The 14,449-nt window shown below is 68.6% G+C and carries 17 protein-coding genes; 5 read left to right on the top strand and 12 right to left on the bottom strand.

Going from position 1 to position 14,449, the window contains the following annotated elements:
* Positions 1 to 122 precede the first annotated feature (122 nt).
* Complete coding sequence (locus tag A3Q40_RS02445) at positions 123 to 2,285, top strand: thioesterase domain-containing protein (protein WP_157889472.1); 2,163 nt, start codon at positions 123 to 125, stop codon at positions 2,283 to 2,285.
* Between the two features lie 37 nt (positions 2,286 to 2,322).
* On the top strand, positions 2,323 to 3,156 hold the full coding sequence (locus A3Q40_RS02440) for a tyrosine-protein phosphatase (protein ID WP_068099642.1): 834 nt from the start codon (positions 2,323 to 2,325) through the stop codon (positions 3,154 to 3,156).
* On the opposite strand, the gene A3Q40_RS02435 is transcribed toward A3Q40_RS02440, so the two are convergent.
* Positions 3,141 to 3,947, bottom strand: coding sequence for an enoyl-CoA hydratase/isomerase family protein (locus tag A3Q40_RS02435; protein WP_068104932.1), 807 nt, complete (start codon positions 3,945 to 3,947; stop codon positions 3,141 to 3,143). The two genes, A3Q40_RS02440 and A3Q40_RS02435, sit on opposite strands and share 16 nt — an antisense overlap.
* A 64-nt stretch (positions 3,948 to 4,011) precedes the next feature.
* Here A3Q40_RS02435 and A3Q40_RS02430 point away from each other — a divergent pair, with 64 nt between their 5' ends.
* Positions 4,012 to 4,800, top strand: a complete 789-nt coding sequence (locus A3Q40_RS02430) for a GNAT family N-acetyltransferase (RefSeq protein WP_068099641.1) — start codon at positions 4,012 to 4,014, stop codon at positions 4,798 to 4,800.
* Positions 4,801 to 4,809: 9 nt separating this feature from the next.
* On the top strand, positions 4,810 to 5,841 hold the full coding sequence (locus A3Q40_RS02425; RefSeq protein ID WP_068099640.1) for a glutathione S-transferase family protein: 1,032 nt from the start codon (positions 4,810 to 4,812) through the stop codon (positions 5,839 to 5,841).
* Positions 5,842 to 5,932: 91 nt separating this feature from the next.
* Here the strand turns inward: A3Q40_RS02425 and map are convergent, their stop codons facing one another.
* From map to rpsH, 9 genes are all read right to left on the bottom strand, one after another.
* Complete coding sequence (map, locus tag A3Q40_RS02420) at positions 5,933 to 6,727, bottom strand: type I methionyl aminopeptidase (protein WP_068099639.1); 795 nt, start codon at positions 6,725 to 6,727, stop codon at positions 5,933 to 5,935.
* A 3-nt stretch (positions 6,728 to 6,730) separates the two neighbouring features.
* Positions 6,731 to 7,288: an adenylate kinase gene (locus A3Q40_RS02415; protein WP_068099638.1), complete on the bottom strand. Its 558-nt coding sequence runs from the start codon at positions 7,286 to 7,288 to the stop codon at positions 6,731 to 6,733.
* Positions 7,285 to 8,607 (bottom strand): preprotein translocase subunit SecY, encoded by a 1,323-nt coding sequence (secY, locus tag A3Q40_RS02410; protein WP_068099637.1) that lies wholly within the window; start codon positions 8,605 to 8,607, stop codon positions 7,285 to 7,287. The genes A3Q40_RS02415 and secY overlap by 4 nt, the downstream gene beginning before the upstream one ends.
* A gap of 174 nt (positions 8,608 to 8,781) precedes the next feature.
* On the bottom strand, positions 8,782 to 9,225 hold the full coding sequence (gene rplO, locus A3Q40_RS02405) for a 50S ribosomal protein L15 (protein ID WP_068099636.1): 444 nt from the start codon (positions 9,223 to 9,225) through the stop codon (positions 8,782 to 8,784).
* A 2-nt stretch (positions 9,226 to 9,227) separates the two neighbouring features.
* Complete coding sequence (rpmD, locus tag A3Q40_RS02400) at positions 9,228 to 9,407, bottom strand: 50S ribosomal protein L30 (protein ID WP_068099635.1); 180 nt, start codon at positions 9,405 to 9,407, stop codon at positions 9,228 to 9,230.
* Positions 9,400 to 10,065 carry a 30S ribosomal protein S5 gene (rpsE, locus tag A3Q40_RS02395; protein ID WP_068099634.1) on the bottom strand — a complete coding sequence of 222 codons (666 nt, stop codon included), beginning with the start codon at positions 10,063 to 10,065 and terminating at the stop codon, positions 9,400 to 9,402. Before rpsE ends, rpmD begins: the two co-directional genes overlap by 8 nt.
* 46 nt (positions 10,066 to 10,111) lie before the next feature.
* Positions 10,112 to 10,534, bottom strand: coding sequence for a 50S ribosomal protein L18 (gene rplR / locus A3Q40_RS02390; protein WP_068099633.1), 423 nt, complete (start codon positions 10,532 to 10,534; stop codon positions 10,112 to 10,114).
* Complete coding sequence (gene rplF / locus A3Q40_RS02385; RefSeq protein ID WP_068099632.1) at positions 10,534 to 11,073, bottom strand: 50S ribosomal protein L6; 540 nt, start codon at positions 11,071 to 11,073, stop codon at positions 10,534 to 10,536. Before rplF ends, rplR begins: the two co-directional genes overlap by 1 nt.
* A gap of 14 nt (positions 11,074 to 11,087) precedes the next feature.
* The gene (gene rpsH, locus A3Q40_RS02380) at positions 11,088 to 11,486 is read right to left on the bottom strand and encodes a 30S ribosomal protein S8 (protein ID WP_068104929.1); all 399 of its coding nucleotides are present in this window, start codon (positions 11,484 to 11,486) and stop codon (positions 11,088 to 11,090) included.
* Between the two features lie 438 nt (positions 11,487 to 11,924).
* On the opposite strand from rpsH, the gene A3Q40_RS02375 reads away from it, so the two are divergent.
* A complete protein-coding gene (locus tag A3Q40_RS02375; protein WP_157889471.1) occupies positions 11,925 to 12,410 on the top strand; it encodes a hypothetical protein in 486 nt (161 codons plus the stop codon).
* Positions 12,411 to 12,494: 84 nt separating this feature from the next.
* On the opposite strand, the gene A3Q40_RS02370 is transcribed toward A3Q40_RS02375, so the two are convergent.
* Both A3Q40_RS02370 and A3Q40_RS02365 read right to left on the bottom strand, forming a co-directional pair.
* Positions 12,495 to 14,009 carry an APC family permease gene (locus A3Q40_RS02370; protein ID WP_068099630.1) on the bottom strand — a complete coding sequence of 505 codons (1,515 nt, stop codon included), beginning with the start codon at positions 14,007 to 14,009 and terminating at the stop codon, positions 12,495 to 12,497.
* 252 nt (positions 14,010 to 14,261) lie between these two features.
* Positions 14,262 to 14,447, bottom strand: a complete 186-nt coding sequence (locus A3Q40_RS02365) for a type Z 30S ribosomal protein S14 (RefSeq protein WP_027504665.1) — start codon at positions 14,445 to 14,447, stop codon at positions 14,262 to 14,264.
* Between the last annotated feature and the right edge of the window lie 2 nt (positions 14,448 to 14,449).

Raw genomic sequence — 14,449 nt, 5'->3', positions numbered from 1 at the left:
AAAGGCGGTGATCTCCGAGACATCACGACGCGGCACCACACCGGAGCGGACCGACCTTGTGAAGTGTCCAGAACACGATCTCCCACCACCTGCGACACGGACACAGTGCCTAGGTTCGTCCTGTGGCCGGGCCTGACTCCGCGCGCGGTGCGCACGATGCGCAACGGCAGCCCCCACACCCCATCGCCCAGTTCACGGTGACCACGGACTCCGCGGGTCCGTTCGCCACGCTCGCCCAGATTCGCGACGCCCTGGGCACCACGCTCGCCGTCACCGTCGACACGACCGGCGATCCCAACCCCGTCGCCGCCGTCGCCGCGTTCCTGAACCACGACCGACGAGCCGCACCGGTCGTCCCGTCCGCCCACCCGCGGACCGCCGTCGTCCGACTGGAGGCGTCCCGCCATCTCGTCGTGGTCACCGCACCGCACCCGTCGGCCGACGCGGCCACACTCGCGCGCACCCTCGCCGGCGCCGACGACCGGTCCGACGACGAACCTGCTCTCGACACCTCTCCGATCCATCTCGACACGGCGGACGCGCGCGCCCTGACCGAGCGCGCCGCGCACCTCGGCGTCACCCCCGCGTCCCTCCTGCAGTCCGTCTGGGCGGTGACACTCGGTCATCCCACGTCGGTTCTCGTCGAGACCGAACCGGTCGAGGCCGACCGGACCTCTCCCGGAGGCCCCTCCTGGTTGTCGATGGTCGTCGACCACACCGACACCCTGAACGCCCGCGTCGGGCATCATCGCGACGAGCCGACTCTCCACCACCGCGACCGACTGGTGGCCGCACTGCTCGACGGCACCGTGCGCTCGGCGCTCCGTCCCGAGCCGCCCTCTCGCATCCCACCGCCCCGGCCCGATCCCGCACCCTCACACGCACCCACGGAACCCGACCTCACGCCCGCAGCACGAGCGACGACTCTGCCCGACCACCTTCTGCACGTTCTCGGCGACGCAGGCCACGCTCCCTTCGCAGAACGTGCCCATCGCATCGCCGGAGAACTGGCCGCGTGCGGAGCAGGACCCGGCGCCGTCGTCGCGGTCGCGATGCGGTCCGAACTCGATCGGGTCCTGGGAATCTGGGCGGCGACGGAATCGGGCGCCGCCGTGACCATCCTCGACTCCGACGACCCCGCAGAGCGTCGGGTCGCCACCCTCGACGCGTGCCGCGCGGGATGGATTCTCACCTCCGTCACGGACGTCGCCGACCTCGCCGACGTGGCCCCCTGGCTCCCGCGCCTGCCGCTCGGTGACCGAGAACTGGAGGAATCGCTCGCCCGCCGCCGACGAGGTCCGCTGACCGACGCCGACCGCGTCGCCCCACTCCGCCCCGACGCGCCCGCCGTCGTCGCACACCGACCGGGGGTGACGACGATGCCCGTCACGGTCACCCACCTCGATCTGCTGCACCGGCTCGCAGCGCGCGAGACACCGTCGTCGGCCGGTCGCCCGAGCGTCGTCGATGCCCTGCTCGCCACGATCGACGACCTCGCCGACCCCACCGACGTCGTGGTGCGTCTCGCGGACGGCGACGGATCGCCCGCGGTGTTCTGCATCCACCCGATGATGGGCCTGGCCTGGCCCTACCTGGAGCTGAGTCGGTACCTCGACCCGCGCGCGACGGTGTGGGGTGTGCAGACGCCGGCCCTCACCGATCCGGACTTCCTGCCGGCGACGATGGCCGAGCTGGTGAACCGCTACGTCGACGAGATCGTCGCCGTCGATCCCCGCGGGCCCTACCACCTTCTGGGGTGGTCGGTCGGCGGCGTCCTCGCCCACGCGATCGCCGACTCCATGGCCCAGCGGGGGTTCGAGGTCGCCTCGGTGATCCTGCTCGACCCCGTGCACAGCCTGGACCCGGACAGCACCGTCAAGCGCGAGCAGAACGCCGCCCTGTTCGGCGACCCGGATCGTCGTCCTGCCGACGCGGCCACCCTCGGCCCGGACGAGCTGTGGTCGGTGTGGAGAAGTCTCGGCGGGGACCAACTCCCCCTCACCGACGTGCAGGCGCGGGTGGTGACCGCCGCGATGCTGCGCGTCTACGAACTCGTGGACACCCACGTTCCGCCGACGATCGACGCCGACGTCCTCCTGATCGACTCGACCGTGACCGCGGCCGAACTGATGCGGTCCTCCGAGTTCTGGAGCACCTGGTGCACCGGCCACCTCCGGACGGCGGAGGTGTCCTTCCGGCACGGCGAGCTCATGTCGAGCGAGGCCCTGGCCGAGGTGGGTCCCCTCGTCGACGCCCATCTGGCGAGCGTGAGCAGCCCGGCCTGACCCCGGTCGTGAGGACCGGCCCGATTAGGGTCGAGCGGTGACCGACACTGCGGCAACTCTGCTCCACGGCGCCTGGAACGTCCGCGACGTGGGCGGATTGCGCGCCGACGACGGCGGCACCACCCGACCCGGCGTGCTCCTGCGTTCCTCGGAACTGACTCGCCTGACCGACGCCGGACGTGCCGGCTTGGATCGGCTGGGCGTGCGTGACGTCTTCGACTTTCGCGGGCGGCCGGAGGTGGAACGCTTCGGCAGCGACCGCACCCCGCCGACGGTGCGGGTGCACGCCGTTCCCTTCGTCGACGCGGTGGTGGTCGAGCCCGACACCGGTCCGGCGCCGGCCGAATCCACTGCAGCCCCGGCCGAATCGGCTGCAGCTCCGGCCGAATCGGATTCGGCCCCACACGAACCCGACCGTCGGGTGACCGACGCGCGCGGCTACCTGCTCGACACCTACCGCGCGTTCCCCACCCGGCCCGGCGCCCGCGTCGCGGTGGGGTCGGTCCTGCGGACGATCGCCGCCGGCGAGGGCACGGTGCTGGTGCACTGCGCTGCCGGCAAGGACCGCGCCGGATGGACCGTCGCGACGGTGCTGCGCGCCGCCGGCGTCACGGACTCGGACATCCTCGCCGACTATCTCCGCAGCAACGACGCGGTGAGTGCATTGCGCGATCACGTTCTCTCGCACGGCGTTCCGCCCGAGCACATCGCGGACGACCTGCTCGGCGTCCGGGAGGAGTACCTCCGGGCCGGGCTCGACGCCGTCGACGCCGCGCACGGGTCGTTCGACAACTACCTCGACTGGCTCGGCGCCGACGCCGACCTGCTCGCGGCGCTGCGCCGCACGCTGATCGCTCAGCGTCCCGTGTAGGTGGCCTTCCCCGGGCCGACGTCGAGGAAACTCCGGACCGCCCCGCGCAGATCGTCCGTCTCGAACAACGCGCCGGACACCTCCGGCGTGATCGAATCCGCATGGCGCACACCGCCGGAACGCCACGCACCGACGATCTGCTTGGTCGCCGCATGGGCCCGCGTGGGGCCGTCGGCCAGACGGTGGAGCAGCGCCGTCGCCGCCTCGTCCAGATCCTCGTGGACCTGGTTCACCACACCCCACTCGCGCAGCGTCTCCGCCGAGTAGAGATCCCCGGTCATCACGAATTCCCGCGCACGGCCACTGCCGGCACGTTCCGCCATGCGCTGCGGACCACCCATCGACGGCGTCAACCCCACCACCGTCTCCACCAGTCCGAACTTCGCCCGCGGCGTGGCCAGGATGATGTCGCACGCCAACGCGATCTCCAGCGCCGCCGTCAGCGTCAACCCGTGCGCCGCGAAGATCACCGGGCACGGAAGGTCCTCGAGCGGATGCGCGACCCGGTCGAACAGGCCCTGCCACAACTGCGCGCCCTCGGCTGCCGACAACCCGTCGAAGACGTGGACGTCGACCCCGCCGGAGACCACCTTCCCCTCCGCCCGCAGCAGCACCCCGCGCGGCGGCGACGCCACCAGATCCGCCACCGCCGCCTCGATCGCGTCGAACATCGGCTGATCGAAGAGGTTCAAGGCGCCGTTCTGCAGCGTCAGCACCGCCACCTCGGCTCCGGCCTCGGTGGTCGTGCGCTCGAGACGAAGAGGATGAGCGGCGTCGGTGGGTTCCGTCATGAATCGGAGCATGCCACATGGTCAGGACGGTGCGACCCCGCCTCTCGCACTACCGTGTAACCCGATGAACAGCCACCAGATCGACATCGTGCGCCTCGCCTGGGCACGGGACCTCGGCCTGCCGGACAGTAACTTCCGACCGGCCTCCGGCCTGCCCGCCGACTTCCGACCGGCCTCCGGCCTGCCCGCCGACTACCGACCGGCCTCCGGCCTTACCGCCGACCGGACCCTCCTCGTCGACGACACCGCCCGCCGCGTCCGCTTCGTCGTCCTCGACGGCCACGCCGTCCTGGTGGGCCCGTCGGACGTGCTCGAGCGCGCGGACGGCGTGCCGGCCGACGTCCTCGTCACCCGCGACGGCCTCGCGGACGTCGTCGGGCCGCGTCGCGGACGGTGTTCGGGACCGGTGGTCCTGGCGTACCTCGACGACGTCCGCACCGACGTCGGCGCCCAAAATCCGCTGCTGTCGCACTCCCGTCGCGACGCGGAACGGGTGCTGTCGACCACCCCGCCCGACGACGCCGTCGCGGCCCGCGCCGCCGACGCCACCACCTGGGTCACCGTCTTCGACGACTCGGCGGGCGAGGCCGACGCCGTCCCCGTCTCGGCGGCGGGCTACGTCGAATGGCAGGGTTTCCTGGCCGACACCGTCGCGGTCACCGTGCCCTCGCATCGTCGCCGCGGCTACGGCAAGACGTCTGCTCGGCTGGCGACCAACGACGCCATCGATTCCGGTCTGATCCCGCAACTACGCGTGGCGATGGACGATGCCGGGGCCCGATTGTTCGGACGTTCCCTCGGATTCACCGAACTCGGCGTCGCCATCGCGATGGATTTGCCTGCGCCCGGGTAAGTTACCGCCATGAGCGACAGTGAGCAGTCGTCCGGCGAGTCCGGGTCCTACGTGGAGGCCGGCGGGTTCGAGCGGGACACCAACTACATCGAGACGCGGATCACCGCGGACGGTCGCGACGGGTTCCCGGTCGAGGCCGGTCGGTACCGACTGGTGGTCGCCCGCGCGTGCCCGTGGGCCAATCGCGCCATCATCGTGCGGCGCCTGCTGGGTCTCGAGGACGCGCTGTCGATGGGCATCTGCGGACCCACCCACGACAAGCGCAGCTGGACCTTCGATCTCGATCCCGGTGGCGTCGATCCCGTTCTGCAGATCCCACGCCTGCAGGACGCGTTCTTCGCGCGCGACCCGAACTACTCACGCGGCATCACCGTGCCGGCGGTCGTCGAGATCTCGACCGGCAAGGTGGTGACCAACGACTACCCCCAGATGACGCTCGACTTCTCCACCGAGTGGACGCAGTATCACCGCGAGGGCGCGCCCGATCTCTACCCGGAGCCGCTGCGCGACGAGATCGACGACGTCGCGGAGAAGATCTTCCACGACGTCAACAACGGTGTGTACAAATGCGGGTTCGCCGGATCCCAGGACGCGTACGAGGAGGCGTACGACGCGCTCTTCGCGCGCCTCGACTGGTTGAGCGACCGGCTCGAGAACCAGCGGTTCCTGGTCGGCGACACCATTACCGAGGCCGACGTGCGTCTCTTCACCACCCTGGCGCGCTTCGACCCCGTCTACCACGGCCACTTCAAGTGCAACCGCAGCAAGCTCTCGGAGATGCCGGTGCTGTGGGCCTACGCGCGGGACCTGTTCCAGACGCCGGGCTTCGGGGACACCACCGACTTCGTGCACATCAAGTCGCACTACTACGAGGTGCACACCGACATCAATCCCACCGGCATCGTGCCCAAGGGTCCCGACGTGTCCAGCTGGCTGTCACCGCACGGCCGCGAGGCGCTCGGCGGGCGACCGTTCGGGGACGGCACGCCGCCGGGAGAGCCGAAGGAGAGCGAGCGGGTCCCCGCGGACCACTGGGCGTGAGCGCAGCGAACGCCGACGTCGGATACTGGGCGTGAGCGGAGCGAACGCCCACATCGGCTACTGGGCGTGAGCGGAGCGAACGGACCGGGGGTCAGGGCCGGAGGGTGAGAATTCTCGGCCCGTCCTCGGTCACGGCCACGGTGTGTTCCCAGTGCGCGGCGCGGGAGCCGTCGGTGGTGACGACCGTCCAGTCGTCGTCGAGCACGCGCGTCTCGTGGGTGCCGAGGGTGAGCATGGGCTCGATGGCGAGCGTGGACCCGACCACCAGCTCGGGCCCCTTGCCGGGCGCACCTTCGTTGGCCAGGAACGGGTCCATGTGCATCTGCTGTCCGATGCCGTGGCCGCCGTAGCCGTCCACGATGCCGTACTTGCGCCCGTGTGCCTTCTCGGCGGCATAGGTGCCCTGCTCGATGGCGTGCGAGACGTCCGTCAGCCGGTTGCCGGGCAGCATCGCGGCGATGCCTGCCTCCATGGACAGTCGGGTGGCTTCGCTCAGATCGGCGTCCGCGTCGGACAGCGTGCCGACGCCGAACGTCCACGCGGAATCGCCGTGCCAGCCGTCGAGCACCGCGCCGCAGTCGATGGACACCAGATCGCCCTCGGCGAGCACGTCACCGGTCGACGGGATGCCGTGGACCACGCGGTCGTTCACCGAGCTGCAGATGCTGCCGGTGAAGCCGTGGTACCCGAGGAACGACGGCACGGCGCCGGCGTCGCGGATCACGGCCTCGGCGATGGCGTCCAGTTCGAGCGTGGACACGCCGGGCTTCGCAGCCTCCCGGACGGCGACCAGCGCGGCACCCACGACGGCCCCGGCCGCAGCCATGGCGTCGAGCTCACCGGCGCTGCGGAACGGGACCACCTTGCGCTTGCGTCCGAAGGCCATGGGTCAGGAGTCGCCCTGGATCGCGTCGATGACCTTCGCGTTGACGTCCTCGACCTCGCCGACGGCGTCGACGGTCACGAGTCGACCATGACCCTTGTAGTACTCGAGAAGGGGCGCGGTCTCGTCGCGGTAGACCTTCATCCGGTTGCGAATGACGTCTTCCTTGTCGTCCTCGCGGCCGCGCGCGAGCATCCGCTCGACCACGACGTCCTCGTCGATGACGAAGGAGACGACGGCGTCGAGCCGGGTGCCCATGTCCTCGAGGATGGTCCCGAGCGAGTCGGCCTGGTCCACCGAGCGGGGGAACCCGTCGAGAATGAATCCGCCGGTGGCGTCGGGCTCGGCGAGACGGTCGCGCACCATGTCCACGGTCAGCGTGCTCGGCACAAGATCACCGGCGTCGAGGTACTTCTTGGCCTCGATGCCGAGGGGCGTCTGCTGTCCGATGTTCGCCCGGAACAGATCGCCGGTGGACACGTGCGGAATGCCGAGCTTCTCGCTCAGCAGCGTCGCCTGCGTGCCTTTGCCGGCTCCGGGAGGACCGAGGAGGACGAGTCTCACTTGAGGAACCCTTCGTAGTTGCGCTGCATCAGTTGGCTTTCGATCTGCTTCACCGTGTCGAGGCCGACGCTCACCATGATGAGCACCGCGGTGCCGCCGAACGGCAGGTTCTGCGCGCCGCCGGAGTTACCGATGTCGAGGAACAGGTTGGGCAGAACGGCGATGGTGCCGAGGTAGATGGCACCGGGCAGCGTGATGCGGCTGAGAACGAACTGCAGATAGTCGGCCGTGGGACGTCCCGGCCGGATGCCCGGGATGAAGCCGCCGTACTTCTTCATCTCGTCGGCACGCTCTTCGGGGTTGAAGGTGATGGCGACGTAGAAGTACGTGAAGAACACGATCAGGCCGAAGTAGATCGCGATGTAGACCGGGTTGGCCGGATTGACGAGATAGGTGTTGATGGCGCGTTGCCACCAGCTCGGGTTCGCCGCCGTGCTCGCGTTGGTCAGCTGGGCGATGAGGTTGGGCAGGTAGAGCAGCGACGATGCGAAGATCACCGGGATGACGCCGGCCTGGTTGACCTTCAGCGGGAGGTACGTCGACGATCCGCCGTACATGCGGCGGCCCACCATGCGCTTGGCGTACTGCACCGGGATGCGGCGCTGACCCTGCTCGACGAAGACGACGCCGACGATGATGGCGAGGGCGGCAACGCACACGAGGGCGAACACGAGCCCGCCGCGGCTGTCGAGGATGGCCTTGCCCTCGGACGGGATGCGCGAGGCGATGCCGGCGAAGATGAGCAGCGACATGCCGTTGCCGACACCGCGCTCGGTGATGAGCTCGCCGAACCACATGACCAGGGCGGCGCCGGCCGTCATGACCAGCACGATGGTGACCAGTCCGAAGATGGACGTGTCCGCGATGATGTCGAGGTTGCAGCCCTGGAGCAGCTGCCCGCGCGACGCCAGCGCCACGAGGCCGGTGGCCTGGAGCACCGCGAGGGCGATGGAGAGATAGCGGGTGTACTGCGTCATCTTCGCCTGGCCGGCCTGGCCCTCCTTGCGGAGTTCCTCGAACCGCGGGATGACGACGGTGAGGAGCTGGACGATGATGCTCGCGGTGATGAACGGCATGATGCCGATCGCGAAGACCGACAGTTGCAGGAGCGCGCCGCCGGAGAACAGGTTGATCAGAGAGTAGATGCCGGCGGAGTCGCCGCCGGAGACCTGGTCGATGCACTGGCGGACGTTGCCGTAGTCGACGCCGGGAGACGGCAGGGTCGCACCGAAGCGGTAGAGCGCGACGAGACCGAGGGTGAAGAGGATCTTCCGTCTCAGGTCAGGAGTCCTGAGGGCCGACACGAAGGCGGAAAGCAACGATCCTCCAAAGGCGGGTTACTGGCACGAACTGGTCGGGGTGCCGCGAGGGCACCCCGTCGAACTCTAACAGCGGCGCTCAGACCGATGGCCGCAGCACGACTCGCGTACCACGGCCATCGGACGAACGAACGCCGGTGCCTCGCCTCCGGGCGGAGGCGAGGCACCGATCGATCACAGCTCGGTGGCGGACCCGCCGGCTGCAGCGATCTTCTCCTTGGCGGAGCCGGTGAACTTGTCGGCGGTGATGGACACCTTCACCGACAGGTCGCCGTCGCCCAGGATCTTCACGAGGCGGTTCTTGCGCACAGCGCCCTTGGCCACGAGATCGTCCTTCGAGATCTCGCCACCCTGGGGGAACAGCCGCTCGATGTCGCCCAGGTTGACCACCTGGTACTCGACACGGTTGCGGTTGGTGAAGCCCTTGAGCTTCGGCAGGCGCATGTGGATCGGCATCTGGCCGCCCTCGAACCCGGGCGAGACGTTCTTGCGGGCGCCCGTGCCCTTGGTGCCGCGACCGGCCGTCTTGCCACGCTTGCCACCCTCACCACGGCCGACGCGGATCTTCGCGCTCTTCGAGCCGGGGGCGGGGCGGAGGTGGTGCAGTTTGATGGTCATGGTCAGACCTCTTCCACTGTCACGAGGTGACGCACCACGTTGATCAGACCACGCGTCTGCGGCGTGTCCTCACGAACCACCGACTGGCGGATTCCCTTGAGGCCCAGCGTCCGCAGGCTGTTGCGCTGGTTCTGCTTCTGACCGATGGTGCTCTTGATCTGGGTCACTTTGAGGTCAGCCACGATCGGCACTCCCTGCTGCTGCCTGGGCGCGTGCGCGCAGCATGCCGGCGGGAGCGACGTCCTCGATCGGCAGACCACGGCGAGCCGCGACCTCTTCCGGACGCTGCAGACCCTTGAGGGCTGCAACGGTGGCGTGCACGACGTTGATCGCGTTGTCGCTACCGAGCGACTTGGCGAGGATGTCGTGGACGCCGGCGCACTCGAGCACGGCACGCACCGCGCCACCGGCGATGACACCGGTACCGGGGCTTGCCGGGCGCAGCATGACCACACCGGCCGCAGCCTCACCCTGGACGGGGTGCGTGATCGTGCTACCGATCAGCGGAACGCGGAAGAAGCCCTTGCGAGCTTCCTCGACGCCCTTCTGAATGGCGGCGGGAACTTCCTTGGCCTTGCCGTAGCCGACGCCCACCAGACCGTTGCCGTCACCGACGATCACGAGGGCGGTGAAGCTGAAGCGACGACCACCCTTCACGACCTTGGAGACGCGGTTGATCGCGACCACGCGCTCGAGGTTGTTCTTCTCCGGGGCGTTGCCGCCGCGGTTGTCCCGGCGATCGCGACCGCCGCGGTTGTCCCCGCGGTTGTCGCCTCCGGTGTTGGGTCCATTCTGTCCGGCGGGGCCGTTTCCGCCGTCACGCCGTTGACGTCCCGGCATCAGGCTGTCCTTCCGTCGATGAACTGGATCGTGTTCGTAGTGGGCATCAGAACTTCAACCCGCCTTCGCGAGCTGCGTCCGCGAGGGCCGCGATGCGACCCGCGTAGTCGTGGCCACCACGGTCGAAGACCGCGGCCTCGATGCCGGCGGCCTTGGCGCGCTCGGCGATGAGGGAGCCGACCTTGGCGCCACGCGCCTTCTTGTCGCCGTCCAGCGCACGCACGTCGGCCTCGATGGACGACGCGGCGGCCAGGGTGCGGCCGGTCAGGTCGTCCACCAGCTGCGCGTGCAGGTGACGCGAGCTGCGGTTGACGACGAGACGGGGACGCTCGGCGGTGCCGGAGACCTTCTTGCGGAGGCGGAAGTGGCGACGGGTCTTCGAGAGACGACGACGCGTCGAGACGTCCTTGCCCAGCGGGATGCGCTTCGGGTTCGCCTCGGAACCCTGCTTGGCTGCGGTGTTGCTCATCACTTACCTGTCTTTCCGACCTTGCGGCGGATCTGCTCACCCTCGTACCGAACGCCCTTGCCCTTGTACGGGTCGGGACGGCGGAGACGACGGATGTTGGCAGAGATCTGGCCGACCTTCTGCTTGTCGATACCCGAGACGGAGAACCGGGTGGGGGTCTCGACCGCGAAGGTGATGCCCTCCGGCGCAGGAATCGGCACCGGGTGGCTGAAGCCGAGCGCGAACTCGAGGTCGTTGCCCTTCAGAGCCACGCGGTAACCGACGCCGTGAATCTCCATCTTGGTCGTGTAACCGGTGGTCACACCCGTGATGAGGTTCGCGACGAGGGTACGCGAGAGGCCGTGGAGGGAACGGCTGCGACGCTCGTCGTCGGGCCGAGTCACCGAGATCGAACCGTCGTCGTTCTTCGCGACGGCGATGGGCTCGGCGATGGTGAGAGACAAGGTGCCCTTCGGACCCTTGACCGTGACGTCCTGGCCGTCGATGGTGACATCGACACCGGCCGGAACCGTCACCGGAAGCTTTCCGATACGCGACATTGTGGTGGCCTCCCTTACCAGACGTAGGCGAGGACTTCGCCGCCGACGCCCTGAGTTGCCGCCTGGCGATCGGTGAGCAGACCGGTGGACGTGGAGATGATCGCCACGCCCAGGCCGCCCAGGACCTTGGGCAGATTGGTGGACTTTGCATACACGCGCAGACCGGGCTTGGAGACCCGGCGCACGCCGGCGAGGCTGCGCTCGCGGCTGGGGCCGTACTTCAGATCGACGATGAGGGTCTTGCCCACCTCGGCGTCCTCGGAGCGGTAGTCGGAGATGTAGCCCTCGCGCTTGAGGATCTCGGCGATGTTCGCCTTGATCTTCGAGTGCGGCAGCTTCACCTGATCGTGGTACGCCGAGTTGGCGTTGCGCAGACGCGTCAAGAAGTCTGCGATCGGGTCGGTCATGGTCATGACAGAGTTCATGGCCCTTTCTCGCAGCGGTTCCCATACAGCACGAGCGAGCTGGTGCCGCACCGAAGTGGGGCCTGGCTCGTCCCGCCGTGGGCCTACCGCGAAGTGTTCCGTCCTGACCGACTGTTGCCGGTCAGGGGTTGCGCTCCCGCCAGTGCGAGCGGTCGAATATGCAGGCACTGGTGGGTGTTTCGAGCATCATGTGGCACGAAAACCCTGGTCACACGGGTCGTCTGCAGGCATGACGGTACCCGGGCAACCGCACCAGTCTACGGTCGAGACCCGGTGAGACCAAATCGGTGCAGGTGGGAGGACCTGCGGCCGCTCCCGGCGGCGCCGACCGAGCCATTGTTCGCCATTCGTTACGTGCGGAATGTCCGGTTCGTTTTATGGTGGGCGGGCCAATGCTCGACCCCTTCTCACGTGATGGAGCACAGCATGACAGTTCGTTCTCGCACACTCGGCCGCGCCGGAATCGTCGTCGCCGCAGCCGCAGCCGGCGTTCTCGCCACCTCCGGGACCGCGTCCGCGGCCGTCCTCACCGTGGTGGCGGTCCCGACGCCCGGCGTGGAGTCGATCAGCACCCTGGTCACGGCGAACCCCGGCCTCACCTTCTCCGGGGAGGTCACGTGCACCGTGACCGCCACCGAGGTAGGAAACGTGGAGAACACGGCGTCCGAGACCGGAACGCTGACCGGCCCGGTCCTTCCGCTGCCGGGCGTCCCCGCCGTCGGAACGATCGTCATCGACGGGCTCGAACCCGGCGACGTCTACACCGTCTCCGCCACCTGCAACGACGGTGGAACCCCGGTCGACAGTCTCGTCTCGCTGCCCACCACCGTCCTCGCCGAGGGCGAACTTCCGCCCGTCGTCCCGCCCGTCCCCGGCGGCGGCTCGCTCCCGACGGACCTGTTCGAGAGCTGACACCCGTATCTCACCGCACGAGCCCCGATCCGCACCGCGGGTCGGGGCTCGTGCTCGATCGGAGTTCGATTCGGGTGGCGTCGCCTAGTAGTCGTCCCCACGGTCGCGCACGCGGTCGCCGAGGTTCGCCTGCTCGTCGTACGTCAGGCGGTCGACGTCGACGAAGCGCGACTTGCCCATCGTCGCCTTGTTGACGAAGTGCGTGATCACCCACAGCACCACACCGAGCAGCAGCATCGCGCCCGCGATGCGGTACTGGATCATCTGCGCGTCGGTCCGCGCCCACGGTCCCACCAGGAACAGGCACATCACCGCGCCGACGACCGGCACGGCGACGGGCGCGGTGAAGCCGTTCGACGGGCGTCGTCGCTTGAGCACCAGGCATGCCACGTTGACCACCGCGAACACGGCGAGCAGCAGCAGTCCGGTCGTCCCGGACAGCGCGCTCACCACCGAATTGCCGGACAGGCGGTTGACCACCACGATCAGCACGACCGCCAGCACGGTCGAGAACAGAATCGCGGCCCACGGCGAACGCCGCACGGGCAGAACGGAACTGAGCGTCTTCGGCAGGATGCGCTGACGGCCCAGCCCGTAGATGAGGCGGCTCGCCATGAGCATGTTGATCAGGGCGGTGTTGGCGACGGCGAACACCGTGAGGTACGGGAAGATCTCGTCGATCGGCAGCCCCGGCGCCCCGAGTCGCACCACGTGCAGCAGGATGCCCTCGCTGCCGGAGTCGTAGTCCAGCGGCAGCACCGCGATCACCGCCACCACCACGAGGACGTAGATCAGACACGCGATGCCAAGGCCGGACAGCATCATCTTCGGGAAGATGCGTTCGGGGTTCTTGGTCTCCTCGACCATGTTCACCGAGTCCTCGAAGCCCACCATCGCGAAGAAGGCAATCGTCGTCGCCACCGTGACGGCGAGGAACCAGCCCTTCTCGTTGGGGTCCTCGAACACGACGAGGTTCGCGATGTCACCCTCCGCGCTACCGCTGCCCACCGCGACGAACCCGATCACGATCACGATGGCCAGCGCCGTCATCTCGATGATCGTGAGGATGACGTTGAACTTCACCGATTCGCCGACACCGCGCAGGTTGATTGCCGCGAGCAGTCCCATGAAGACGAGCGCGACCACCAATTGCGCGGTGCTGCCGGTCGGCACGTCGAACCACCCGATGCCGTCCTCGGTGGAGAACGTCTCGTGCAAGCCGGCGAGGAGGTTGCCGGCCACCACGTTGGACGAAGTGGACGCGCTGGTGATGCCGGAGCAGATCACGGCGAACGCCACCAGGAACGTGAAGAAGTGGATGCCGAACGCCTTGTGCGTGTACAGCGCGGCGCCCGCGGCCTGCGGATACTTGCAGACGAGCTCGAGATAGGAGAACGCCGTGAGGGTGGCGACCACGAAGGCCAGCACGAACGGCAACCACGCCATCCCGCCGACGTTCTCGATCATGTCGCCGGTGACCGCGTAGACACCCGCGCCCAGGATGTCGCCGACGATGAACAACAGCAGCAGACCCGGACCCAGGACGCGCTTGAGTTCCGGGTTCTTCTCCGCCGCCGCGGCTTCCGTTGCCTGCGCCATGATCGACTCCTGACGTCGCAGTCCCCGTTCGAACCCCCTGCCGCGGGAGCCTATGCCTCCCGCGACGGACGCGTGCGGCGAAACGGACCTGCGTGTCTGCACACGGGTCGGCCGAATGGGCGGGATCCCGGCGATCGGCGCGTCCTGTGTGCACTGGGGCGGGTCGCGGGGGGACGCACCGAAACGCCGACAGGCCCGAGCCGTGATGGCTCGGGCCTGTCGGGTGGTGATCAGCTCACCAGGGTGCTCGTCTCACCAGGAGGACTTGTGCACTCCGGGCAGTTCGCCGCGGTGCGCCATCTCACGGACGCAGATACGGCAGAGACCGAACTTGCGGAACACCGAGTGCGGGCGACCGCACCGCTGGCAGCGCGTGTAGGCGCGCACCGCGAACTTCGGCTTCTTGTTGGCCTTGTTGACCAGTGCCTTCTTAGCCATAC

The sequence above is a fragment of the Rhodococcus sp. PBTS 1 genome (assembly GCF_001620025.1).
In the GTDB taxonomy this organism is placed as follows: Bacteria; Actinomycetota; Actinomycetes; order Mycobacteriales; family Mycobacteriaceae; genus Rhodococcoides; species Rhodococcoides kroppenstedtii.
The sequence above is the reverse complement of the archived record's forward strand: the minus strand, read 5'-3'. Positions and strand labels throughout refer to the sequence as shown.

What these genes read in the sequence shown, in the direction of transcription:
- map (WP_068099639.1), bottom strand. Translation starts at nt 6,727, where the DNA reads ATGGCCTTCGGACGCAAGCGCAAGGTGGTCCCGTTCCGCAGCGCCGGT.
- rplO (WP_068099636.1), bottom strand. Translation starts at nt 9,225, where the DNA reads ATGACCATCAAACTGCACCACCTCCGCCCCGCCCCCGGCTCGAAGAGC.
- rplF (WP_068099632.1), bottom strand. Translation starts at nt 11,073, where the DNA reads ATGTCGCGTATCGGAAAGCTTCCGGTGACGGTTCCGGCCGGTGTCGAT.
- rpsH (WP_068104929.1), bottom strand. Translation starts at nt 11,486, where the DNA reads ATGACCATGACCGACCCGATCGCAGACTTCTTGACGCGTCTGCGCAAC.
- A3Q40_RS02375 (WP_157889471.1), top strand. Translation starts at nt 11,925, where the DNA reads ATGACAGTTCGTTCTCGCACACTCGGCCGCGCCGGAATCGTCGTCGCC.
- A3Q40_RS02425 (WP_068099640.1), top strand. Translation starts at nt 4,810, where the DNA reads ATGAGCGACAGTGAGCAGTCGTCCGGCGAGTCCGGGTCCTACGTGGAG.
- A3Q40_RS02430 (WP_068099641.1), top strand. Translation starts at nt 4,012, where the DNA reads ATGAACAGCCACCAGATCGACATCGTGCGCCTCGCCTGGGCACGGGAC.
- A3Q40_RS02365 (WP_027504665.1), bottom strand. Translation starts at nt 14,447, where the DNA reads ATGGCTAAGAAGGCACTGGTCAACAAGGCCAACAAGAAGCCGAAGTTC.
- rpsE (WP_068099634.1), bottom strand. Translation starts at nt 10,065, where the DNA reads ATGCCGGGACGTCAACGGCGTGACGGCGGAAACGGCCCCGCCGGACAG.
- rplR (WP_068099633.1), bottom strand. Translation starts at nt 10,534, where the DNA reads ATGAGCAACACCGCAGCCAAGCAGGGTTCCGAGGCGAACCCGAAGCGC.
- A3Q40_RS02370 (WP_068099630.1), bottom strand. Translation starts at nt 14,009, where the DNA reads ATGGCGCAGGCAACGGAAGCCGCGGCGGCGGAGAAGAACCCGGAACTC.
- A3Q40_RS02435 (WP_068104932.1), bottom strand. Translation starts at nt 3,947, where the DNA reads ATGACGGAACCCACCGACGCCGCTCATCCTCTTCGTCTCGAGCGCACG.